Raw genomic sequence first — 21,374 nt, forward strand, 5'->3', positions numbered from 1 at the left:
TCAATTAGTTTTATTTTTTCTTACCATCGATGATCTTAGTACCGACTTTTTCAGTTCCTAATTCCACAAAATCATAATGTAATTTAGCATTATCGTTAAATTCATCAATGGCTAATTGAATCAAGCGATCGATTAAATCTGCATATGAAATGCCACTTACTTCCCAAAGTTGTGGGTATAAAGAAATATTAGTAAATCCTGGTAAAGTATTAGCTTCACCAAAGTATGGCACATTATTTTCATCAACCAGGAAGTCCATCCGTGCTAAACCACGGTTATCTAAGACACGGAAAGCATCGATTGACATTTGTTGGATTTCTTTAGTTAAATCTTCTGGCAAATCAATTGGAATTTGGAAGACTACACCAGAAGCATCAACGAACTTGTTGTTGTAATCATAGAAGTCGTCACCTTCTGGAATGTTGATTGCACCTAATTTAGAAGCTTTTGTTTCACGGTTTCCAAGAATTGAGCATTCGATTTCACGTGGATTCTTGATAGCTTCTTCAACCATCACTTTAAAGTCATAGTGGAAGCCATCTTGAATTGCTCGATCAAATTCTTCTTTGTTAGTAACTTTATATACACCAACTGAAGAACCTTGACGTGCTGGTTTAACAAATAATGTTTCACCTAATTGAGCACTACATTTTTCATAGGTATATTCAGCTTGGTTTTCAGGTGTTACAACAACATATTTTGTATTGCGAATTCCATGCAAGGTCAATAATTGCTTGGTTAAGTCCTTATCAAACGAAACAGCTGATGAAGTGATTCCACTTCCAATCCATGGCTTGTTAAGCAAACGGAACAATGCTTGAATTGTACCATCTTCACCCATATTTCCATGGATAACTGGATAGAATAAATCAACATCTTTAACTTCAGATAAGTTTTGAATATTAGCTAATGGATTAGAAAAATCGACATCTTTAGTTGCTTGAGCCACAACTTCATCTTCATTTTCACCATCAAAAATGCGCATTGAATCTTTGTTGCCTAATAAAAAGCCTGTTTTGGTGAACATAAATACTGAAACTTCGTATTTATTTTTATCTAAGGCATCATAAATATTATGTGCTGAACGTTTTGAAACATCATGTTCTGAGGAATTTCCTCCGAAAAATAAAGCAATGTGTAACTTCTTATTTTCCATTTAATAATCCGTCCTCTTCATTATTTTTTTATTTAACTAAATATATTATACGATAAAAAAATTAGCTTTGCTAGTATTGTCACTATCCAATAAAATCCGACTTTTTAATATTTAATTAGAGAATTTATCTTTTACACAAATTAACATCTGTTATCAAGAAATTACACAAAATTTACATGCTATCTTTTGCTAAATCTAAATAAGATTGTTATCATGAAAAAAGAAAGCATTAAGGAGGTTATTACTATGTCTAAAAACTTATTTGGCATTATTTATATGTCCTCGTTAAAAGTTAAATTAACCATCTTTGATTTAAAAAACATGAATATTCTTGAAGAAGTTGATTCGGCTGAATTTATTCCACATAATTCACAAACAAACATTTATACCCAAGAATTGTCCAAAATTACCCTAGCTTTAAACGGATTTAAACAATTACTAAAAGATTATCACGTCCAAAGTTTCCGTTTTTTTGGTAACAAACAATTATTAGATGATGTTTCGGCTCGCTATATTGCCGATCAAATCTTTGTGCGGACTAACCTTAAAATTTCATGGTTAAATACTGGACAAGTCAACTTTTTTAAAGCGCAAGCAGTTATTGGACAACTGCAAGCCCTAAACGATACTACATATGAAACGACTTATTTACTAAGCCTAGGTTCCAACTTCATTACGATTTTTGAATTTCATGATAACAAATTCAAAACAGTCTGGAACATTGAATTTGGGCAACATGAACTAAATGATATCCAACAAGCACTACGCTTAACTGCCAATGACTCGACTGAAGTTATCAACGATTATATTAAAAGTAAACTCGAATCATTAAAAAATATTTTTCCTAAAACTAATGGTAAAGTCCGTTTAGTTTTACAACATTCCGTGGCCTTGCGTAATAAATTTATCAAATCAACCGAAACAACGGCTGAAATTAGTATCGGTGAATTTCAAAAAATTTATCACGATATTATCAACAATACTGATCAATATCTAACAAATTCATTTGCAATTGATGATAATCGTTTGAGTCGTGTAATCCCACATTTTTTAATTGTCAATCGCATTATTAAGCTACTTAAAGTAGATACCTTAATGTTAACTACCTTATCTGTTACTGAAGGACTTGCCTTACAACAAGCCATTGATAACGGATTTGTTACTGCTGATTTTTCTGAGATGATTCTAACTTCTGCCCAAAACATTGCGAATCGCTATTTAACTGATAATAGACATCGTATGAATGTTAAAAAATTTGCGCTACATCTTTTTGACCAACTTAAACGCTTGCATCATTTAACTACACGGCACCGTTTATTGCTGCAAATTGCGTGTGAAGTCGATGATATTGGGAATTTTATCAATCCTAAAGGTCATTACCGTCATTCTGCTTATATTTTAGAAGCTAATAAAATTATTGGCCTATCAGATAACGAAAATCAAATTATTGCTGAGATTTCACGCTATCATAGTTCAGAAAGCCCTGAAATCGACCAACATCACTATCAGCATCTAGATGATGATATTCAAATGATAGTTGCCAAACTAGCCGCTATCTTACGGATTGCCGATGCCTTAGATGATTCACATAATCAAAAGATTAAAAAGATTTCAATCTCGCTAAAAGAAGAACAACTTATTATTAGTGCCTTTTGTAATCAAGACCTTACTTTAGAAAAATGGTCGTTTACCCAAAAAGCCCCTCTTTTCAAGGAAGTCTTTGGAATTGAGCCCGTTTTTAAACAAAGGAGAGTGCGTAACTAATGTCAAAAAAATTTGCTAAACATACTTATTTTCAAAATCGTGAACTCAGTTGGCTAGCCTTTAACGGACGTGTTTTAGAAGAAGCGCGGGATTTAGATAATCCGTTACTTGAACGTGTTAACTTTTTAGGCATCACCCAAAGTAACGTTGATGAATTTTTTATGGTTCGGGTGGCAGCCTTAAGCCGACTCATTGCAGTTGACCTTGAATCAAAAGATGCAGCTGGTTTAACGCCTACTGAACAATTAGCCCAAATTAATGTTGTTGAACACGAGATGGTTGAAAGACGCTACTCAACTTACAATCGTTCCTTAATTCCACAGCTTGAAAAACATGAAATTTATCTTTTGAAACCCAACCAGCTAAACGAAGAACAATATGAATTTATTGAACGCTACTTCAATGATGAACTTTATCCTGTTTTAACACCGATGGCAGACGATTCATCCCGTCCGTTTCCTTTTATTAGTAATAACTCATTAAACCTAGCGATTCGTTTATTTGATCCAACTAAAAAAGAAGAACTTTTTGCCACAATTCGAGTTCCTGAGGTCTTTTCACGCCTCGTAAAACTTCCTTTAGCTGAAAATAGTTTTATCTTGCTTGAAGATATTATTAAAGAATTTATTGTTCGCTTATTTACTGGCTTTGAAGTTTGCGAAACTGCAACTTACCGTGTCATTCGGGATATGTATTTAGATGTGGCTGAAAAAGATACTTCAGATTTGCTTTTGGCGGTTAAAGAACAACTTAAAGAACGTGAACATGGCGATGTGGTGCGCTTAGAATTTGAAAATTCAATTAGTAAAGCTTTACGTAAGCGACTAATCAAAGCTCTTGAAGTTAAAGATCAAGCGATTTATACAATTAATGGACCATTAGATTTAACCTTTTTAAAGAAATTACCACGTTTAATCGAGGGACATGAAGATTTAAAATACCCTAAGTTCAAAGGTTATCGCCCACATAAATTAACTGGTTCTTATAACATTTTTGATGTTATCAAAAAACAAGATCTTTTATTACAACACCCCTATGATTCATTTGGCATTGTTGTTGATTTTATCAAACAAGCTGCTTTAGACCCAGATGTTTTAGCTATTAAGATGACCCTTTATCGTGTTTCAGGAAACTCACCTATTATTAAATATCTTGGTTTAGCTGCTCAAAAAGGTAAACAAGTAACCGTTTTGGTTGAAGTTAAAGCGCGCTTTGATGAACAAAATAATGTCCGTTGGGCTAAAGAACTTGAAAATATGGGCTGTCACGTAATCTATGGACTTGTAGGTTTAAAGACCCATTCAAAAGTAGCCCTTGTGATTCGCCACGAAGAAGATGGAATTCGGCGTTACTTACATCTTGGCACGGGTAACTATAATGATGTCACGGCTAATTTTTATACCGATATGGGATTATTAACTTGCCAAAAAGATATGGGAGTTGACGCTACTAATGTCTTTAACATGCTATCTGGTTACGCCCGCCCGCCTTATTTTTATCAATTGCACATTTCACCTAATCATATCCGTAAATTTATTTATCGTAAAATTGATGAAGAAATTGCGATTGCTAAACAGGGTCGCTTTGCTTTAATCAAAATGAAAATGAATTCTTTATCCGATCCTAAAGTCATTGAAAAACTTTATGAAGCCTCGGCTGCAGGAGTTAAAATTCAATTAATTATTCGTGGAATTTGTTGTTTGAAAACAGAGCTTCCTGAAGTTAGTGAAAATATCGAAGTCCATTCAATCGTTGGGCGCTTCCTTGAGCATAGTCGTATCTATTATTTTTATAATGATGGTATCCAAGATGTCTATTTATCAAGTGCCGACATGATGACGCGCAATCTAAATCGACGCGTCGAGTTGATGTTTCCTATCTTACAGTCCGATTTAAAGGAAGAAACTATCCAAATTTTTGAAAAAATGTGGTCTGATAATGTTAAGGCGCGTATTTTACACGGAAATAAATTTGAACGAATCGATCGCCGTGGTTTAAGTCTGCATAACTGTCAAGAAGAGTTTATTGAGCAAGCTTTGAAAAAACAAAAAAAACAACAAGCTCAGCTCAAAAAAGCTAATCAAAAATCAGAAGTTTTCATTCCTTTAACTCAAAATGCAGACTCTCCTTTCGAAGCAACTCAAATGGAGGAAAAAGACAATGATTAATTTTGCAGTCATCGATCTAGGTTCAAATTCAATTCGGATGCGTATCACTCAGCTAGATGAAAACAAGCAGCTCACAGTTACTCATCAAGTTAAAGAATACGTTCGTCTCTCAGAAAATATGGAGCCTAATAAAATTTTACAACCAGAGCCGATTAACCGGACTTTAGCCGCTTTAAGAAGTTTTAAAGTAATTTATGAAGCATTACCAAATGTCAAACTTAAGGCGCTCGCAACAGCAGCAGTGCGCCAAGCTCAAAATCAACAGCAATTTTTAAATTTGGTTAAACAAGAAATTGGCATCGACTTTGAGGTTATTTCTGGGACACGTGAAGCGTATTTAGATTTTTTAGGTGTCACCAACACCTTGCCTGTGCGTGACTGTTTGATTATGGATGGCGGTGGTGCTAGTACAGAATTGATTTTAGTTAAAGAGGGCCAATTGAAAAATTCAATTAGTCTACCTTTTGGTTCGGTGACAATTTCACAAGAATTTAATTTAGCCGATAAAATTAACGCTCAAAATCTTTTCTTAGCCATGACGGCCATTGAAAAGCAACTGACTGATATTGATTGGTTGGTTCAAGCTCATAAAATGCCGCTAATTGCCCTTGGCGGAAGTAATCGCACACTTGCTAAAATTACCCGCCGCAAGAATCGTCAAGCAAATGAACCATTACCTAATCTTCATGGGTTCAAATTAGATAGTCAAATCGCTTTTGACATCATGGCCGCTTTAATTTCTAAAAATAAAAGTGAACGTGAAAAAATTGCAGGTTTAGCTAAAAGTCGTGCAGATGTTGTCGTTGGTGGCTTAATTCCCTTGATTTTAATCTTGCGTGTTTTTCATATCGATGAGATCCTCTTTTCCAATCATGGATTGCGTGAAGGCTGTTTATTTGAATATCTCGAACAAATAAACTAAGAATTGATAAGGCCTTTAACAAAGATCAGCGATTAAATTAAAAAGAAAGTTTATGAAAAAATATACTTCATAGACTTTCTTTTTTTAGCTATTTTTTATAATTTTTATTAATCCTAATTTCATTATAAAAATCATCCATCCGCATAGCAGATATTTTTTGATTGCACACGCTACACAAGCTCAGCTGGCTTTAAACACATAAAAAAGCTCTCCTCACTAAAAAACTTCAGTAAAGAGAGTTTCAAAATCAAAATTAATAACTCTTTAATCTTTGATGACTACTTCATCAGTCCGATTTGACAAAGAGCCTATTTTTCTAGCTAATTATTTTTTAAACTTAACTCACTTAAAAGTTGTTCATACGCATGTTCATATTTTTGAATGTCACCTGCTCCCATGAAAACAACAACATCATCATGAAAATCAAGTAATGGCGACATATTATCCAATTCTAAAACTTCGCCACCCTTAGTAATCTTCGCTCCTAAATCCTTCGCTGAGACCGCACCATCTTTTTCACGAATCGAACTAAAGATTTCGGTTAAATAAACGCAATCTGCCAGACTTAAACTCGTTGCAAAATCATCCATCAAAGCGACTGTACGACTAAAGGTATGTGGTTGAAAGACTGCAATGATTTTTTTATCTGGATATTGTTGCCGCGCAGCATCAATCGTTGCACGAATTTCGTGAGGATGATGCGCATAATCATCGATGATCACCATATCAGCAACTTTCTTTTCAGTAAAGCGACGTTTAACCCCTTTAAAAGTCAAAAGATGTTTTTTAACTTCATCTTGTTCAACTTGTTCTAAATAAGAAACAGCAATCACGGCTAAGCTGTTTAAAACATTGTGTTTACCAAACAAATGCGTTTCATATCGTCCTAAAAATTCATCATGATGATAAACATCAAAACTCGATCCCTTGGTGGTTCGTTTAATATTAACCGCTCTGAAATCATCGTCTTCTTTTGTCCCATAATAATAAATTGGCACATCAGCTTTTAGTTGACGTAAATTTTCATCTTCACCCCAAACAAATAAAGCTTTTTTGGTTTGTTTAGCCAATGTTTCAAAGGCATCACACACATCATCAATGCCTGTAAAGTAATCTGGATGGTCAAAATCAATATTTGTCATGATTGTATAATCAGGATGATAGGCTACAAAATGACGACGATATTCATCGGCTTCAAAAACAAAAAAGCGTGCATCAGGAACGCCTTTCCCCGAGCCATCCCCTACTAGATAACTTGTTGATGAAACCAAACTTAATACATGAGCTAATAAGCCACTCGTACTAGTCTTGCCATGCGCACCAGCAACTGCAATGCTAGTGGTTTCTGCAACAATTTGTTCCACCATTTCAGGATAGCGCAAAACTTCTAAACCCATTTTTTTAGCTTGCGCTATTTCTTCTTGGTCATCACCAAAAGCATTGCCAGCAATCACAATCATTTCATCTGTAATATTTTCTTTAGCAAATGAATAAATTTTAATCCCAGCTTGTTCTAAGCCACGTTGCGTAAAAGTATATTTATCAATATCAGATCCGGCAACTCGACAGCCTTTATCTTTTAAAATTAATGCCAAAGAACTCATCCCAGTTCCTTTAATACCTACAAAAAAATAAGTTTTGTCCATGTTCATGTTTATCCTCTTCTCATACGTATTATTATTGATTACGTAAATTTTCTAATTGTTCTGCTGTTAGATAGACTTCACGTGGCTTGGAACCACGTGCACTCGAAATAAAACCTCGCTGCTCTAAATCATCGATTATTCCAGCTGCACGATTATAACCGATTGAAAAAACTCGTTGCAATTTAGAAGTTGAAATATTTTCTTCGTTAACTAAATAATCTAACACACGTGGTAACAACTCATCTTCATTTTCACTTGCCAATTCTTGTTGTTTAAGACCATCTGGATCAAATGCATAACAAGGCTTAGTTTGTTGACGTACAAAATCCGTAATCACATCAACTTCATCATCAATATACGTTCCTTGTAAACGTAGCGGCTGACTAGAGCCATTTCCTAAATATAGCATATCTCCACGGCCTAATAAGCGTTCGGCTCCAGCAACATCTAAAATTGTACGTGAATCAACTTGACTAGCAACCATAAAAGCAATTCTAGTTGGAATATTATTTTTGATTGTCCCTGTAATCACATCGACACTTGGACGCTGGGTGGCAATAATCAGATGAATACCAGCCGCCCTAGCTTTTGCTGTAATTCGTGCAATATAATCTTGCACTTCTGAGGCTGCTACCATCATCAAATCGGCCAACTCATCGATGACAACCACAATATATGGCATTTGTAGTCCATATTCTTGGTGTTCTTTTGCCTTGGCATTAAAAGATTCAATATTCCGCGCACCACCTGCTGCTAGACGTTGATACCGTTGTTCCATCTCATCTACAACCCATTTTAAGGCCGCAGAAGCCGCCTTAGGATCAGAGATAACAGGGGCTAATAAATGACCAATATCATGGTATGGTGCTAATTCGACTGCTTTAGGATCGATTAAAAGCAACTTAACTTCAGCAGGTGTTGCCTTATAAAGTAAGGAGACTAATAGACTATTTAAGAAAACCGATTTCCCTGAACCTGTTGCTCCGGCAATCAAGCCATGTGGCATCTTCTTTAAATCTGTAATCTGCGGTTGACCAAACAAATCGACACCCAATGCAATCGTTAAAGGAGAACTAGCCTCTTTGAATTTAGACGAAGACAATACTTCTGACAACATTACAGGTCGACTAATCTGATTAGGAATTTCGATACCTATGCTACTTTTCCCTGGAATTGGAGCTTCGATTCGAATATCTTTAGCTGCTAATGCCAATTTTAAATCATCAGTTAAATTAGTAATTTTATTAACTTTAACACCACGTTCTAAAGTAATTTCAAACTGTGTAACGGTTGGTCCAATCGTCCAATCTTTAACACTAGCCTCAACGTTAAAAGCCGCTAGCGTTTCATTTAAAATCTCACTTTGATTTAAAATCCATTCATCTAAAGCAGGATCCGCATCATAAACAGGCGCCGGTAACAAACTGAGAGTTGGAAGTTGATATCCTTGTATGTCAGGCATAATTTTTACTTGTTGCACAATTGAAGTTTGGGGTTTCTTTGCTACAGGTGCAACATTAACCTGTTTAATTTCTTTTGTAACACTAACTTGCGGAGAATCTTGTTGAATTTTAGTTGGTAATTCGATTTTTTTAGACAAACTTGTTTGTTTTTTAGGATAAAAAGTCTCAGTTTGTAAAATAACTTTCTCACTTTGCTTATTAGTTAGTGGTAAATTTTCCACTATCTGTGCGTCATCTATAACTTGCGCAACAAGAGAAGTTTCAAAATTCACTTCCAAGTCTTCTTTAGCAACCATATCTTCATCAGTCAACTCTACTTCATCGCTAATATCTTTTTCAAAATCGGAATTATCCGCATATCCTTCTACAAAGACTACTCGTTCTGTTAAGTCAACCAATGGCAGTTTTTCTTCACTTAACTCACCAAAAAGCAAGTAACTATCGGGATGCTTAGTTAACTCTTCCTTTAGTTTTAAATACTTTTTTCGCAAGTCAACTTTCTTAAGTTGAGGAGAAGTTGAAGGAGGAATATATGTCGGCTGAAAAATTTTAGCCATCTTCTTTTCATCTAATTTTTTATGCTCGGTTATATTGGTTAGTGAGCCAGAGGTAGAATTATTTATTTTATTGTTTGTATTCCGGTAAAATGCCGGACCATCATAATGTTTCATTTTTTTCATCCTAACAACAAAAATTGGGCTAGTGTTGACAAATGCCCACTCTAGCCCATTTTATCATATTTCTAGTCACCTGTAACAAATAATCGGCTAGCTTTTTGAAAATCAAAGGCCACACCAATTTCATAGTCAGTTGGTAAGACTAAAATCCCACGCTTTTGCGGCGCGTTTGGTAACGCAAGTTCGCGCGCTGAACAAATCATCCCTGCACTTGCAATCCCACGCAATTCTCCTGGCCAAATCAATGTACCATTTGGCATCATTGCACCAGGTTTAGCAACAACTACTCGTTGATTGAGTTCAATATTTGGCGCTCCACAAACAATCTGTACCACTTGGCCATTATCAATTTGAACTTGTGCAATATGCAAATGATCAGAATCTGGATGTTCAATTAATTCTTGAACAAAACCTACGACAAATTTTGGAGTGTCATCGACCATTAATTCTGCTTTAAATCCTACTTGTTGCAAAGTTTGATTCAGTTTAGCAACAGCTTTTTCTTGCAAAAAAACCTGCCCCACACCATTTAAGTCAGATACGATTTGGCTAATATCAAAAAAGTTATAGCCCAAAGTTTGTTGGGTTTGAGTATCAAAAATGCGTGTCACATTTCCCTTTGTTTCAAAATCTTGACTAGCACTATCCGCAGCCAAAATTACAACCAAAACATCACCTGTTTGGGCTGGATTATAACTGGCAATCAACATCTCAAATCTCCTTTAAGCTACTTAACACTGTTTAAAAATTCTTCAACTTGTTGTTTTGTTTTACGTTCTTTATTAACTAGACGAGCAATTTCTTTGCCATCACGATAAACAACAAAACTAGGAATCCCCATAATCATCAATTCTTGGCATAGATCAATATTTTCATCACGATCAACTTTAATAAAAGTATAATCGCTATATTCTTTTTCTAAATTAGGCATTTCAGGTTTGATGAAAACACAATCTGGACACCAGTCAGCTGTAAAAAATAACACATATTGACCAGCTGATAATTCTTTTTCTAATTGTTCTTTATTCATTTTTGCAAGTAATTCCATTATAAATTTCTCCTTAAATTATTGTTCTTATCAGTATTCTAACACATTTTTCATATAGAAACTGTTTTAATCAAAAAAATCGCCTTAAATTTTTTTAAAAATGAGCTTCAATTTTATAAATTGGTTGCCCTAAACTGCTAAATTTTTCTTCATATTCTGTCATCACATTATCAACCAAAGCTTGTTGATCGGCATGAAGATCTAACCAAACTCTTTCAAAATGCATTCCAAAATTATTTAAAGAACTCAATGAATACTCAAATAATCCCCGATTATCTGTTTTAAATTCCAAATGTCCATTTTCAGCTAAAATTATTTTATATTGTTCTAAAAACGAAGCATATGTTAGTCTTCTTTTTTCTTGCCGTTTTTTAGGCCATGGATCTGAGAAATTCAAATAAATTCCAGCAACTTCATTTTCTTCAAAAAATTCTGTCAATCCACTACCATTAGCACAAACTAATTGTAAATTAGGTAGTTGTTCTTCCAATTGTTTCTTTAATGCAATCCCTGTAGCAACGGTTTGCATCTCTAACCCTATGAAGTTGAATTCTGGATATTTTTTAGCCATTTCAACAATAAAACGTCCTTTTCCCATTCCAACTTCAATGAATAAAGGTGCTTGCTTTGCAAAGCGACTTTGCCAGTTTCCTTTTAAATCTTGTGGACGTGTCACCACATATTCTGGATGTGCATCAATCAATGGTTTTGCCCAAGGTTTATTACGTAATCTCATAATTCCTCCATTAAAAACAAGGGACAAAGGCTAACATAGACCTTTGTCCCTTGTCTTAGCATTCTTTATAAAAATTTTTGTTGTTTAATAATCTCAGATAATTTTAGTATGTCTTGGTTCATTTCATTGAAACGACCACGCTGGTTACTTTTTTTAATTGCTAGTAGCAAGTTAGCCATCGCATACCATTCGACACGAAATCGCATCTGCTGTGTAAGTTGATCATTTGTAAAATACTCTCTTAGCCACTGCTCCCAATCTACGCGCGGGACATATTGACACATTAACATGCTGATATCCATGGCGGGATCCGCTATTATTGCAGATTCCCAATCGACCAAGTACAGTTTATTAGTTTCAGATAACAACCAATTTTTATGATTTAAATCACCGTGACAAACTTCATATTCACTACGTAAAACACTAGGTTGACTTGCACGCAAACGATTAGCAACATCTTTTAATAAAGGATGTTGTCGTAATGAACTAGGTAAGCCACGAAAATAACGATTTAAAACCTCACTTGGTGTAACGATTTGTCCTCCAACTTGATAAAGCATCTTTTTTAAAAGCTGTGAATGGTGCACACGATAAAGTAATGCAGCGACTTGAGGACTAGTCATTTCCTGTCTAGTTAAACATCTACCATTCAGCCATTCTTGAGCTGTTAATGTTTCACCGGTATTCATTCGTTTGGACCAAATCAAACGCGGGGTAATCTTTTCCAAGGATAAAGCTGCTAGAAAAGGCGATGTATTGCGCTTTAAGAACACTTTTTCATCTTTGTTGATTCCCATGTATGCCGCACCAGTCTCACCGCCGATTGGAAGAATTTGCCAGCCATTTTCAAAATCGAAATCCATTTAGCAACTTCCTCCTAAACTCGATAACTAGTATAAGTCTACAAAATTCTTGCAACCTGTGTCAAGCAACTTTTTTTAGTCGCAAATTCAAGTACTTGAATGCAAGAAAATAACTTTCTAAAATCAAGATGACTATCATCAATGTAAACATACTTATATTTTTAATAGCAACTAAACTGCTTAAACTAAAAATTAAAGTCGTTATACTCAAAAGCTTAAAGACTAAAATTTTAAAAGCTTGCTGTTTACTTTCAAGTGTTAAAGGATACAGATACGTAAATACTATTTCATCATAACTGAAATACATTGGCATTATTTGAAAACCGATTAAATAGACAAATAATATCGCAATAAAAAGGCCAAATCTGACGTCATTAACAAAAAACAAAATCACAGTACCTAAAATAGTCAATCGTCCATACAATCCACTATATTGACCATTTCTAAAGAAATCGCGCCAAAATAAATAACTATACGGTTCGACTTTGAAAGCTTTAGGTAATAGTTTATCTAGATATTTACGTCTTTTAGCTTTAGATTGAACATAAGGAACATCGGTAAATAAATTAAAGAAGCGGTACACTTGGTAAAGACGCTTATTTTCGCGTTCAATCATCTTATCCCATAACAAATTAGATTTTAGCTTACTTTTCTTATAGGTTACAAATAAAAATACAAGCAACCATAAAATTCCTAAATACGTGGACACCCATAAACAACTGGCCAAAGCTAATATTTGCCCGTCTACCTTTGCCATTATGTTTTTAGATGTTAACGGGATATATAAAAACAATTTTTGCCAATAAAGATCTAGGCTTTTTAATCCAATCTGTAAAATAAACACTAAAATCACTTCAAATAATGTAAAATGCAAAGCAACCATTAAAAAAGGTACTAAGACAAATAACACCAGTAATTGACTACACCAACTTAATAACATACTTCGCAGCCAAGCTTTGTGTAAATATTCTTTCATTTCTTCTTCTTTGGGTAATAAAAAAACAATATCAGCTGGTTTTACTAAAGTTGCTAGTGTACCTAGTTGTAAAGTACAAAGTAATACTACTAAAACTATTGGTTTAGCCCACCACAAATATAGTTCAGGTGATAAGCTTTTTAAAAAATTAGAGTAACTTAAGCTTAATGCGCCTAATAAAAATAAAACAGCAATCATAAAATGATCGTTAAAGACATAACGTAAATATTTACTCAACATCTTATGATATCGATAAGTACGTTTATTCCATAACTCCATCGTGTTGTCCCTCCTGTGTCATGGTCAAGTAAATATCTGCCAAAGCATTTTGTCCTTGGCCATAGTTTTCCTGAAGTTGCGCCAATGTTCCCGTTGCTTTAATTTGTCCTTGATCTATCAACACAAAGCAATCACAAACTTCTTGTGCTGTACTCAAAACGTGGGTTGACATTAAAACTGCTGCTCCACGCCGCTTTTCTGTAGCAATTAAATCTAATAAATCACGTGTTGCCAACGGATCTAAACCTAAAAACGGCTCGTCAATTATAAACAAGCTAGCCTCTGTTAGAAAAGCACAAACAATCATTACTTTTTGCTTCATTCCTTTAGAAAAATTAGCTGGAAACCACTCTAATTTATTGGCTAATCTAAATGTTTTAAGTAAAGCATTAGCTTTATTCCAAGCTTTTTTAGAATCTAAATCATACGCCATCATGGTCAATTCTAAATGTTCTTTGAGAGTCAATTCTTCATACAAAATAGGCGTTTCCGGAATATAAGCAATCTTTTTTTTATATTCTTGTGGATTAGTTTGTAAACTTACACCATCTAAAGTGATTTGCCCTTTATATGGTCTTAACAAACCAATAATATGATTAATGGTTGTTGATTTACCTGCCCCATTAAGTCCAATTAAGCCTACTAGTTGCCCTTGTTTAACTTCAAATGAGATATCTTTTAAAACGGGGATTTTACCGTACCCCCCTACTAAGTTTTCAACTTTTAATGTCATTAAGTAAATCCTTCCTTAATTAATTTCTTTTAAAATTATACCACGCTTTTGCAAGCGACTTAAGTCTTGGTTTTTCTCAAAAAATCTCAATTGGACGAATCATTATTTTGTCTCTTCTCTTGTTTAGTGTATACTTAAAGTGATAAAAGAAAGTGAGGCTCCAAAATATGGACAATTGTATTTTTTGTAAAATTATTGCAGGAGAAATTCCTAGTACTGTGATTTATGAAGATGAAGTTGTTAAAGCGTTTTTAGATATTTCACAAGTAACCCCAGGTCATACTTTGGTAATTCCTAAAAAACATGTTAAAGATATTTTTGAGTATGATACTCAATTAGCTGCAGATGTATTTGCCCGTATTCCTAAAATTGCAAAAGCATTAAAGAAATTTGCTCCAGATGTTGCAGGCTTAAACATTATTAATAATAATGGTGCTGTAGCTTATCAATCGGTTTTCCATTCTCATATCCATTTGGTTCCACGTTATGGCAAAGAAGATGGTTTTGCAATGACATTTGCCGATAATAGTGCTGATTATACACCCGAAAAATTAGCAAATATTGCCCAAAGTATTAAGAATAACTTGGAGGATTAAATATGAAAAAATCACTTAAAGTTATCGCATTGGCAGGGGCATTAGTGGGTGTTGCATATATCAAGCGCGATGTTTTATTCGACAAATGTCTAACCTATTCCAAAAAAATCGATTCTTTTGTAGACAACGTTAAAACACTTGAAAGCAGTAGTCGCCAAGTTAAAGAAAATTTTTTAAATCTTAGCTCTGAACTCAATAATTCTAGCGAAGTTTTAAGTTCTTTAATTGAAGACATCAGCAAATATAGTATACAAACTGGCGAAATTTTAGATAAAATTAATCAAAAAATCATAAAATAGTTCTAATTGTTACATGTTTTCGAATTTTTGTTGAATTTATCTTGTTTTTTTAAAATTTTTGCGCTTTCTATGCCCTATTATGGTATAGTTATAAAAGTTAGTGGCATGTTCATTTAACATGCTCGTCGACAACTTATTTAAATTTTTATGAAATGGATGTGTTTTGCTATGAAAAAATGGCTAATCGGTTTAGCCGGTCTTTGCATGGCTGTCAGCTTGTCAGCTTGCTCAAAAACGGTAGCAACTACTTCAGGTGGTAAGATTACCGAAAGCGAATACTATAAAAAAATGAAGGAAAGTTCTACTGGTAAACAAGTTTTACAACAAATGATTTTAAACGATGTTTTAGAACATGATTATGGTAGCAAAGTTTCTGATAAAGCCGTTGATGCTGAATATAACACTTATAAGGAACAATATGGTGATAGCTTTGGAACTATCCTTTCGCAAAATGGCTATACCAAATCTTCTTTTAAAGAAGATAACATTCGCCCTAACTTGTTATTAGAACAAGCCATCATTGCGAATACTAAGTTCACAAAGAAAAAGCTTGAAAAACAATGGAAAGAATATCAACCAAAAATTACAGTTGCTCATATCTTAGTTGATAATGAAGATACTGCTAAGACGATTATTTCTGATCTTCAAAAAGATGGCAGTTACAAAAACTTCAAAAAATTAGTCAAGAAGTATTCAACCGATACCGGAACCAAGAGCGATGGTGGTAAATTACCTGCATTTGATAACACAGATACTTCTTTAGTAACTGAATTCAAGGATGCTGCTTTTAAATTAAAACAAGGTCAATTTACAACTGAACCTGTTAAAACAGATTATGGTTATCATGTTATTTACTGTATCAAAAATCCTGGCAAAAAAGGTACTATGAAAGATCATGAAAAAGAATTAAAACAACAAATTGCAAAAGAAATCATGAATTCTGATACAACTAAAGTTCAAAGCGTTGTTTCTAAAGTCTTAAAGAATGGTAAAGTTTCTATCAAGGATTCTGATTTGAAAGATATCTTAGCAGATTATCTTGATACTTCATCATCTTCATCAAACAAATAAAGCCAGCTATAATAAAAGCATCGGCACTAAAAAATAAAGAGCTCTCTTACTAAAAAATGGCACTATGTCCTGTCAAGTATACAGTTTAAATATATAAAAATTGGTTATGCGACCTGATTGCGGAATTGTTCCGCTGTTAGGTCGTTTTTTGATGCATATGCTTTCTGTTTATTGAAATATTTAATTCCATCTTCTACCAATTGTTCTAACTCTTTAAATGATCGAGGTCGAGGATGACGTGCTAGCCAAAGAAGCTTAAAATCATTCCACCATCTTTCAATTGGTGAATTCTCCCATGGATGCCCAGGTGAAGTGCAACAAAAAAGTTAGACAAAAATAAAATATTTTTAAGCAGCTAAGACATGGGTTCGGTAATCAACCGGACTCATGTTTTTTGTTTTATTGGAAATTCGATCATTATTGTACCAATTGGCATACTTGTTAAAGAACTGTGTGAACTGAGAAATATTCTTACACTTCTTTATTTCAGGCTGTGATTCAACTTTAAAAAGATGGAAAAAACTTTCCATTGGAGCGTTATCTAGGCAGTTTCCCTTACGGGACATACTTTGAATTAAACCTAATGAATCAATCTTTTCACGATAATAGTCTAATTGGTAGTGCCATCCTTGGTCAGAATGGATAATTGGATTAAAGTTATTGGGGAGATTATCCTCAAACTGACTTAATGTATCCATAATCAACAGTTTATTTGAGCTTTGGCTAACAGAAGTGGCTAAAACTTCTTTGGTAGCTTGATCTAAAATGACTGACATGTAAGCCCAGGTCGAATTACCTAAACGTACTTGTGAAACATCCGTATGAAGAACAGTAAAAGGAGATGTAGCATCAAATGTTTGGTTTAACAAGTTATCAGCTACCTTACCAACTGTACCTTTATAAGAAGAATAGTGATTATTTTTACGGCAATTATACATACCTGGTTGTACACCTAATTCATTCATTAAGCGACGTAAAGTAGCTTCAGCCATGTGATAAAGAAGTGGCATTATACGGCGATAGCCGTATGTGTAAGAATCTCTCCATTTACCTTTTTCCGCTATTTCCTTGATTACCACCTTAACATCAGCATACTTATCATTTTTATTGATGATACGTTTGCGTTCGTCGTAATAAGTCGGTCGCTTCAAGTCGATCGTTTTTAGAAGCTCACCAATCCCATATCGTTCCTTTTTTGGCAAGTTTTGTTGGTCCACCCTGATCTGATCCACAATTATTGTTTTCTCCTTAGCTTTGAGGGTCCGAACAGGGTCAACGATTTTTTTAAGATATCACGCTCCATTTTGGCTTGACGTAATTCACTCTTTAGTGCCGCAATTTCATCACTTTCCTTTTTTAAAATTTTACGTGCATCCTTCTTTGTCATTTTTGACATCTTACTTGGCCTACCTTTCTTCTTGGGTTTCAAGACCTCAGATCCACCTTCCATAAACAACTTCAACCAACTAGATATCTATGAACACAAAAGATTATGGGAAGACGCCACTTTGGACATTGAAACATCATTATTTAGGTAGTAGTTTATCACACGAAGTTTAAAATCAACAGTAAATTTACGTTTGAAATGTCGTAATTTCAACCCTTCGGGTCCTTTTAAATAGTATACAGTCCACCATTTTTTTAAGGTATCCTTTGGTAAAGAATACTTATTTTCTAGATATCGTTGTGAACAGCCAGTATCTAGGTATTCTTGAATAAGATCTAATTTGAATTTTTGAGTATATTTAGTCATACGAAAAAAGCACCTCACAATCGCTAGACTTTGTCTAACAATTGTAAGGCACTTCAAATACTCGTCTTCTTTACTTCTTTTAAAATAGCTAATTTTTGTTCTGGACTAAATTTTGGTTTTCTTCCCATAAAAAAAATATCCTCCAAGTATACGATGATTTTATATATTTCATCTGTATACTTAGAAGGCATTATAGCCAATTCAGTAAGAGGGTTTTTTTATTTTAAAAAGTTAAGCTCAATAACTTTATATACCTGTTTTTACAAAAAAATTAGGACTGCTAACAATTCTAGCAATCCTAAAAATTACATACTCAATTAATATAACCTTTGTAAAGTTTTCAAATGCGCCTTAGCTTACCTTGAATACAGAATATATTTTTATACAAGTATATTTCTAAAAGTAAATTTATATTTTATGAAAAACATAGTAAATCAGATTTTAAATTTATATACAAAAATAAATGTCAATAACCATCTCACTAAAAAAATGATGGTCATAAAGAATAAAGTTTTTAGGTCAAAGCATTACCAAACATATCCCTTACAGCTAGATTTAGCTACGCTGAGCTCTATTAGCTTTAACAAACTCCATAAAATCTTGTTGATAATCTGTAATAAAAGCATACAATAAATCACTATCTTGCCCGATAAAATCCATCCTAAGTGTTGCATTTTCTAAGGTCACTTGGCGATATCCTTGTGCCAAATCTTGATAGATTGCGGCTTGATTTTGAGGTAAAATCTTTAAAAAAGGCGCAAGATAAGCGGTTTGACGATAAAAGTACAATTGCTCTTCATCTGGTAATATTTGCTTAAATTTTGCAATGTTAGTCGCTCTTTTAGCTGGATCTACCCAAAAAAGCTAATTTCTGCTAAAACTAGCGCAAATTCATGCCAAAAATCCTCATTTAATTGCAAACGATATCCTAATAACTCTTCATATTCAGCAAAACATAAAGCTTGCGTTTTAACCTCATCATCTTCAACTACAACTTGATTTTGTATAACTTTTATTATGGCTTTCTTAGTTTGAGTCGTTGACTTTTGCAAATACTCATCTAAATTATCTAAACTTGCATCTAAAAATTCCAACAAGCGCCAATATCTTTTGATACGAGCTTCCTCAGATAAATCTTCAAACTCAGCAAGTCGCTCACTGGGCAATTTTTCTAATAATGCCCGTAATATAATATATAATCTTTCCGAAGTAATATTTGGTAAGATTTCAGCAAAACTAAATGTTTCAGATGTTAAAGCATATAAGAAAACTTGATTATCATATACTTCTTGATGTTGTGCACGATTATTTGCAGGATCATTTGATCGTGGATCCCAAAATATAAAATAACGTTGAATTTGTCTTAACAAATACTTAACTTCAAAATAAGCCAAGTCTGAACGTCTTTTCAGTCTGACTATTAATTCTAAAGCATCTACTGTTGTGAAAAGCAAATAAAAGTCACGACAAAAAAATCATTTAAAGCAAGCTTAATACTAAAATCTTTTAAACCAAAATAAGATATCTTATCGGCTTTAAGAACCATTTGATCACAATTTTCAAAAACTAAGGTTATCTCTTGTAATAACTTTAAATTAAAAGCTTGGCCTGGAAAATTAGTCAAATATTCTATAGCATCAGTCAATGATTCAGATAATTTATTTTGTTCAAAATCTATCAATAACTTAGGCTTTAAAAGTTCAGATAATTGATTACTCATAAGGTGCCTCCCCCTTAACTTAGTATTTCACATTATTTTGCAGATAAAATCAAGAAATTATAAAAAAAGATTCTCAAGCCTCCTAAGTCTCAAGAATCCTTTATTTTAGTCAACTGATGGACGATAAAAATTACGGCGATCCATACCAAAAATACGCTCTGAGAATTCTCCAGGCGTTGTTTTTTCTAAAGCTGTTTGAATCATCTGAATCGAGGCATCTAAGTCATCTAAATGATGTAAAATTTCTGCCTCTAGCAAATGTGGTTGCACAGGTGAGCCATATTCTAATAATCCATGATGTGCTAAAATCATATGCCGTAATAATAAAATATCCTGGCCATTTTTATCCATATTTAAAGCTTGACACGCACTGACAATTTCTTCATCTATCAAAACAATATGTCCTATTAAATTACCTACATTTGTATAACTAGTTGCAACAGGTCCCGAAAGTTCACTAGTTTTACCTAAATCATGCAGGAAAATCCCTGCATAAAGTAAAGATTGATCAATATTAGGATAGTTTTTTAATACTGCTTGAGCTAAACGTAAAATTGACAAAGTATGAAAAGCCAAGCCTCCATTATATGCATGATGATTAGTCTTAGCTGCTGGATATTCAAAAAAGGCTTTTTTATGTTTATTTATTAAATAACACACAATTTGGTAAAGTGTTGGATTTGTAATTTCTTCTAAAAAAGCTTTGAATTCCTCATTCATCTGCTCTGATGAAACAGGAGCTCCTTTCACATATAAACTAGGATCACTAGGCTCTTGTTCATTTGCTAATCGCATACCTAAAATCTTGATTTGTGGATTTTGTTGGTATGTTTCTCGTTTTCCTTTCAACAAAACAACGCATCCTGCTTGAAACTGTTCAATTTCTTCTGGACTAGCATCCCAAAACTTACCACTAATTTCTCCTGAAGTATCAGCAAAATTAAACGCAATAAATTTTTTGCCATTCTTAGCCAAACGTACTTCTGCTGCCTTTATCAGGACAAAAAGTTCCATGTTATCATCAACTTCATAGTCTAATAGTTTTTTTTCAGTCACAATACCCCTCCTATTTCCAATATCTGTCTTTATATTTTAATACATCTTTGCCAAATATCCTAGTCACACTAGAAAAAAAGGGATCTTTAAGATCCCTTTTTTAAACTATTAATATAATTCTCTAACAGGTTGGAAAATAATCTTATTAATATCTTCAAATAATGTATTTAATGCTTGTTCTTTCATCATTAAATCTGCTAATGCTGGATAATTTTCTGCATCTTGTGCCAACTGACGCATTTCTTCTAAATCTTCTTTGGAAATTTCTTCGCCAGATAATTGTTTTTGTTGAAATTTTTCTTGAATATTACGTACTTTTTGGTAACATTCATATGCTTGTGGTTCATCTTTTAAATGTTCCATCGCTACTTTTAAATCTTGGTATTCCTTTGTTTGACGCAAATCTTGTTCTAATTGATTTGCTGTATCATAAATATTAATCATTATT

At 33.7% G+C, this 21,374-nt stretch carries 23 protein-coding genes and 1 pseudogene; 6 read left to right on the forward strand and 18 right to left on the reverse strand.

Going from position 1 to position 21,374, the window contains the following annotated elements:
- Positions 1-10: 10 nt before the first annotated feature.
- Positions 11-1,156, reverse strand: a complete 1,146-nt coding sequence (locus QM017_RS05785; protein WP_282709119.1) for a D-alanine--D-alanine ligase family protein — start codon at positions 1,154-1,156, stop codon at positions 11-13.
- 246 nt (positions 1,157-1,402) lie between these two features.
- Here QM017_RS05785 and QM017_RS05790 point away from each other — a divergent pair, with 246 nt between their 5' ends.
- Genes QM017_RS05790 through QM017_RS05800 form a run of 3 tightly spaced genes read left to right on the forward strand, consistent with a single transcriptional unit; the run spans position 1,403 to position 6,010 of the window.
- Positions 1,403-2,920, forward strand: coding sequence for an exopolyphosphatase (locus QM017_RS05790; RefSeq protein ID WP_282709120.1), 1,518 nt, complete (start codon positions 1,403-1,405; stop codon positions 2,918-2,920).
- Positions 2,920-5,088: an RNA degradosome polyphosphate kinase gene (locus QM017_RS05795; RefSeq protein WP_282709121.1), complete on the forward strand. Its 2,169-nt coding sequence runs from the start codon at positions 2,920-2,922 to the stop codon at positions 5,086-5,088. The genes QM017_RS05790 and QM017_RS05795 overlap by 1 nt, the downstream gene beginning before the upstream one ends.
- Positions 5,081-6,010, forward strand: coding sequence for a Ppx/GppA family phosphatase (locus tag QM017_RS05800; RefSeq protein ID WP_178198365.1), 930 nt, complete (start codon positions 5,081-5,083; stop codon positions 6,008-6,010). The genes QM017_RS05795 and QM017_RS05800 overlap by 8 nt, the downstream gene beginning before the upstream one ends.
- Positions 6,011-6,330: 320 nt before the next feature.
- On the opposite strand, the gene murC is transcribed toward QM017_RS05800, so the two are convergent.
- From murC to QM017_RS05840, 8 genes are all read right to left on the reverse strand, one after another.
- The gene (gene murC, locus QM017_RS05805) at positions 6,331-7,662 is read right to left on the reverse strand and encodes a UDP-N-acetylmuramate--L-alanine ligase (protein ID WP_178198364.1); all 1,332 of its coding nucleotides are present in this window, start codon (positions 7,660-7,662) and stop codon (positions 6,331-6,333) included.
- 25 nt (positions 7,663-7,687) lie between these two features.
- Complete coding sequence (locus tag QM017_RS05810; protein ID WP_178198363.1) at positions 7,688-9,790, reverse strand: DNA translocase FtsK; 2,103 nt, start codon at positions 9,788-9,790, stop codon at positions 7,688-7,690.
- A gap of 71 nt (positions 9,791-9,861) precedes the next feature.
- Positions 9,862-10,506, reverse strand: coding sequence for a YtpR family tRNA-binding protein (gene ytpR, locus QM017_RS05815; protein WP_178198362.1), 645 nt, complete (start codon positions 10,504-10,506; stop codon positions 9,862-9,864).
- A gap of 17 nt (positions 10,507-10,523) precedes the next feature.
- Entirely contained in the window at positions 10,524-10,844 is a 321-nt protein-coding gene (locus QM017_RS05820; RefSeq protein ID WP_178198361.1) for a thioredoxin family protein, read from the reverse strand.
- Positions 10,845-10,938: 94 nt separating this feature from the next.
- Positions 10,939-11,580: a tRNA (guanosine(46)-N7)-methyltransferase TrmB gene (gene trmB, locus QM017_RS05825; protein WP_178198360.1), complete on the reverse strand. Its 642-nt coding sequence runs from the start codon at positions 11,578-11,580 to the stop codon at positions 10,939-10,941.
- A gap of 65 nt (positions 11,581-11,645) precedes the next feature.
- Positions 11,646-12,443: a phosphotransferase family protein gene (locus QM017_RS05830; protein WP_178198359.1), complete on the reverse strand. Its 798-nt coding sequence runs from the start codon at positions 12,441-12,443 to the stop codon at positions 11,646-11,648.
- A 61-nt stretch (positions 12,444-12,504) separates the two neighbouring features.
- Positions 12,505-13,698 (reverse strand): ABC transporter permease, encoded by a 1,194-nt coding sequence (locus QM017_RS05835; RefSeq protein WP_178198358.1) that lies wholly within the window; start codon positions 13,696-13,698, stop codon positions 12,505-12,507.
- On the reverse strand, positions 13,682-14,431 hold the full coding sequence (locus tag QM017_RS05840) for an ABC transporter ATP-binding protein (RefSeq protein WP_178198357.1): 750 nt from the start codon (positions 14,429-14,431) through the stop codon (positions 13,682-13,684). The genes QM017_RS05835 and QM017_RS05840 overlap by 17 nt, the downstream gene beginning before the upstream one ends.
- Before the next feature lie 167 nt (positions 14,432-14,598).
- On the opposite strand from QM017_RS05840, the gene QM017_RS05845 reads away from it, so the two are divergent.
- From QM017_RS05845 to QM017_RS05855, 3 genes are all read left to right on the forward strand, one after another.
- Positions 14,599-15,027: an HIT family protein gene (locus tag QM017_RS05845; protein WP_178198356.1), complete on the forward strand. Its 429-nt coding sequence runs from the start codon at positions 14,599-14,601 to the stop codon at positions 15,025-15,027.
- Positions 15,028-15,029: 2 nt separating this feature from the next.
- Complete coding sequence (locus tag QM017_RS05850; protein ID WP_282709122.1) at positions 15,030-15,326, forward strand: hypothetical protein; 297 nt, start codon at positions 15,030-15,032, stop codon at positions 15,324-15,326.
- A 168-nt stretch (positions 15,327-15,494) separates the two neighbouring features.
- The gene (locus tag QM017_RS05855) at positions 15,495-16,397 is read left to right on the forward strand and encodes a peptidylprolyl isomerase PrsA (RefSeq protein ID WP_178198354.1); all 903 of its coding nucleotides are present in this window, start codon (positions 15,495-15,497) and stop codon (positions 16,395-16,397) included.
- A gap of 104 nt (positions 16,398-16,501) precedes the next feature.
- Here the strand turns inward: QM017_RS05855 and QM017_RS05860 are convergent.
- From QM017_RS05860 to QM017_RS05900, 9 genes and pseudogenes are all read right to left on the reverse strand, one after another.
- Positions 16,502-16,699: pseudogene (locus QM017_RS05860) on the reverse strand (IS3 family transposase); the annotation flags it as partial.
- A gap of 45 nt (positions 16,700-16,744) precedes the next feature.
- Positions 16,745-17,629 (reverse strand): IS3 family transposase, encoded by an 885-nt coding sequence (locus QM017_RS05865; protein ID WP_282709123.1) that lies wholly within the window; start codon positions 17,627-17,629, stop codon positions 16,745-16,747.
- Between the two features lie 2 nt (positions 17,630-17,631).
- Positions 17,632-17,793, reverse strand: coding sequence for a hypothetical protein (locus tag QM017_RS05870; RefSeq protein WP_282709124.1), 162 nt, complete (start codon positions 17,791-17,793; stop codon positions 17,632-17,634).
- 78 nt (positions 17,794-17,871) lie between these two features.
- Positions 17,872-18,150, reverse strand: a complete 279-nt coding sequence (locus tag QM017_RS05875) for a transposase (protein WP_282709125.1) — start codon at positions 18,148-18,150, stop codon at positions 17,872-17,874.
- 555 nt (positions 18,151-18,705) lie between these two features.
- Entirely contained in the window at positions 18,706-18,939 is a 234-nt protein-coding gene (locus tag QM017_RS05880) for a hypothetical protein (RefSeq protein ID WP_282709126.1), read from the reverse strand.
- Between the two features lie 62 nt (positions 18,940-19,001).
- Complete coding sequence (locus tag QM017_RS05885; RefSeq protein WP_282709127.1) at positions 19,002-19,544, reverse strand: hypothetical protein; 543 nt, start codon at positions 19,542-19,544, stop codon at positions 19,002-19,004.
- 41 nt (positions 19,545-19,585) lie between these two features.
- Positions 19,586-19,870 carry a hypothetical protein gene (locus tag QM017_RS05890; protein ID WP_282709128.1) on the reverse strand — a complete coding sequence of 95 codons (285 nt, stop codon included), beginning with the start codon at positions 19,868-19,870 and terminating at the stop codon, positions 19,586-19,588.
- Positions 19,871-19,975: 105 nt separating this feature from the next.
- Complete coding sequence (locus QM017_RS05895; RefSeq protein WP_178197039.1) at positions 19,976-20,926, reverse strand: HD domain-containing protein; 951 nt, start codon at positions 20,924-20,926, stop codon at positions 19,976-19,978.
- 108 nt (positions 20,927-21,034) lie between these two features.
- The gene (locus QM017_RS05900) at positions 21,035-21,370 is read right to left on the reverse strand and encodes a YlbF family regulator (RefSeq protein ID WP_178197041.1); all 336 of its coding nucleotides are present in this window, start codon (positions 21,368-21,370) and stop codon (positions 21,035-21,037) included.
- Positions 21,371-21,374: the final 4 nt, after the last annotated feature.

Source organism: Ligilactobacillus sp. Marseille-Q7487, from assembly GCF_949152225.1.
Taxonomy (GTDB): Bacteria; Bacillota; Bacilli; order Lactobacillales; family Lactobacillaceae; genus Ligilactobacillus.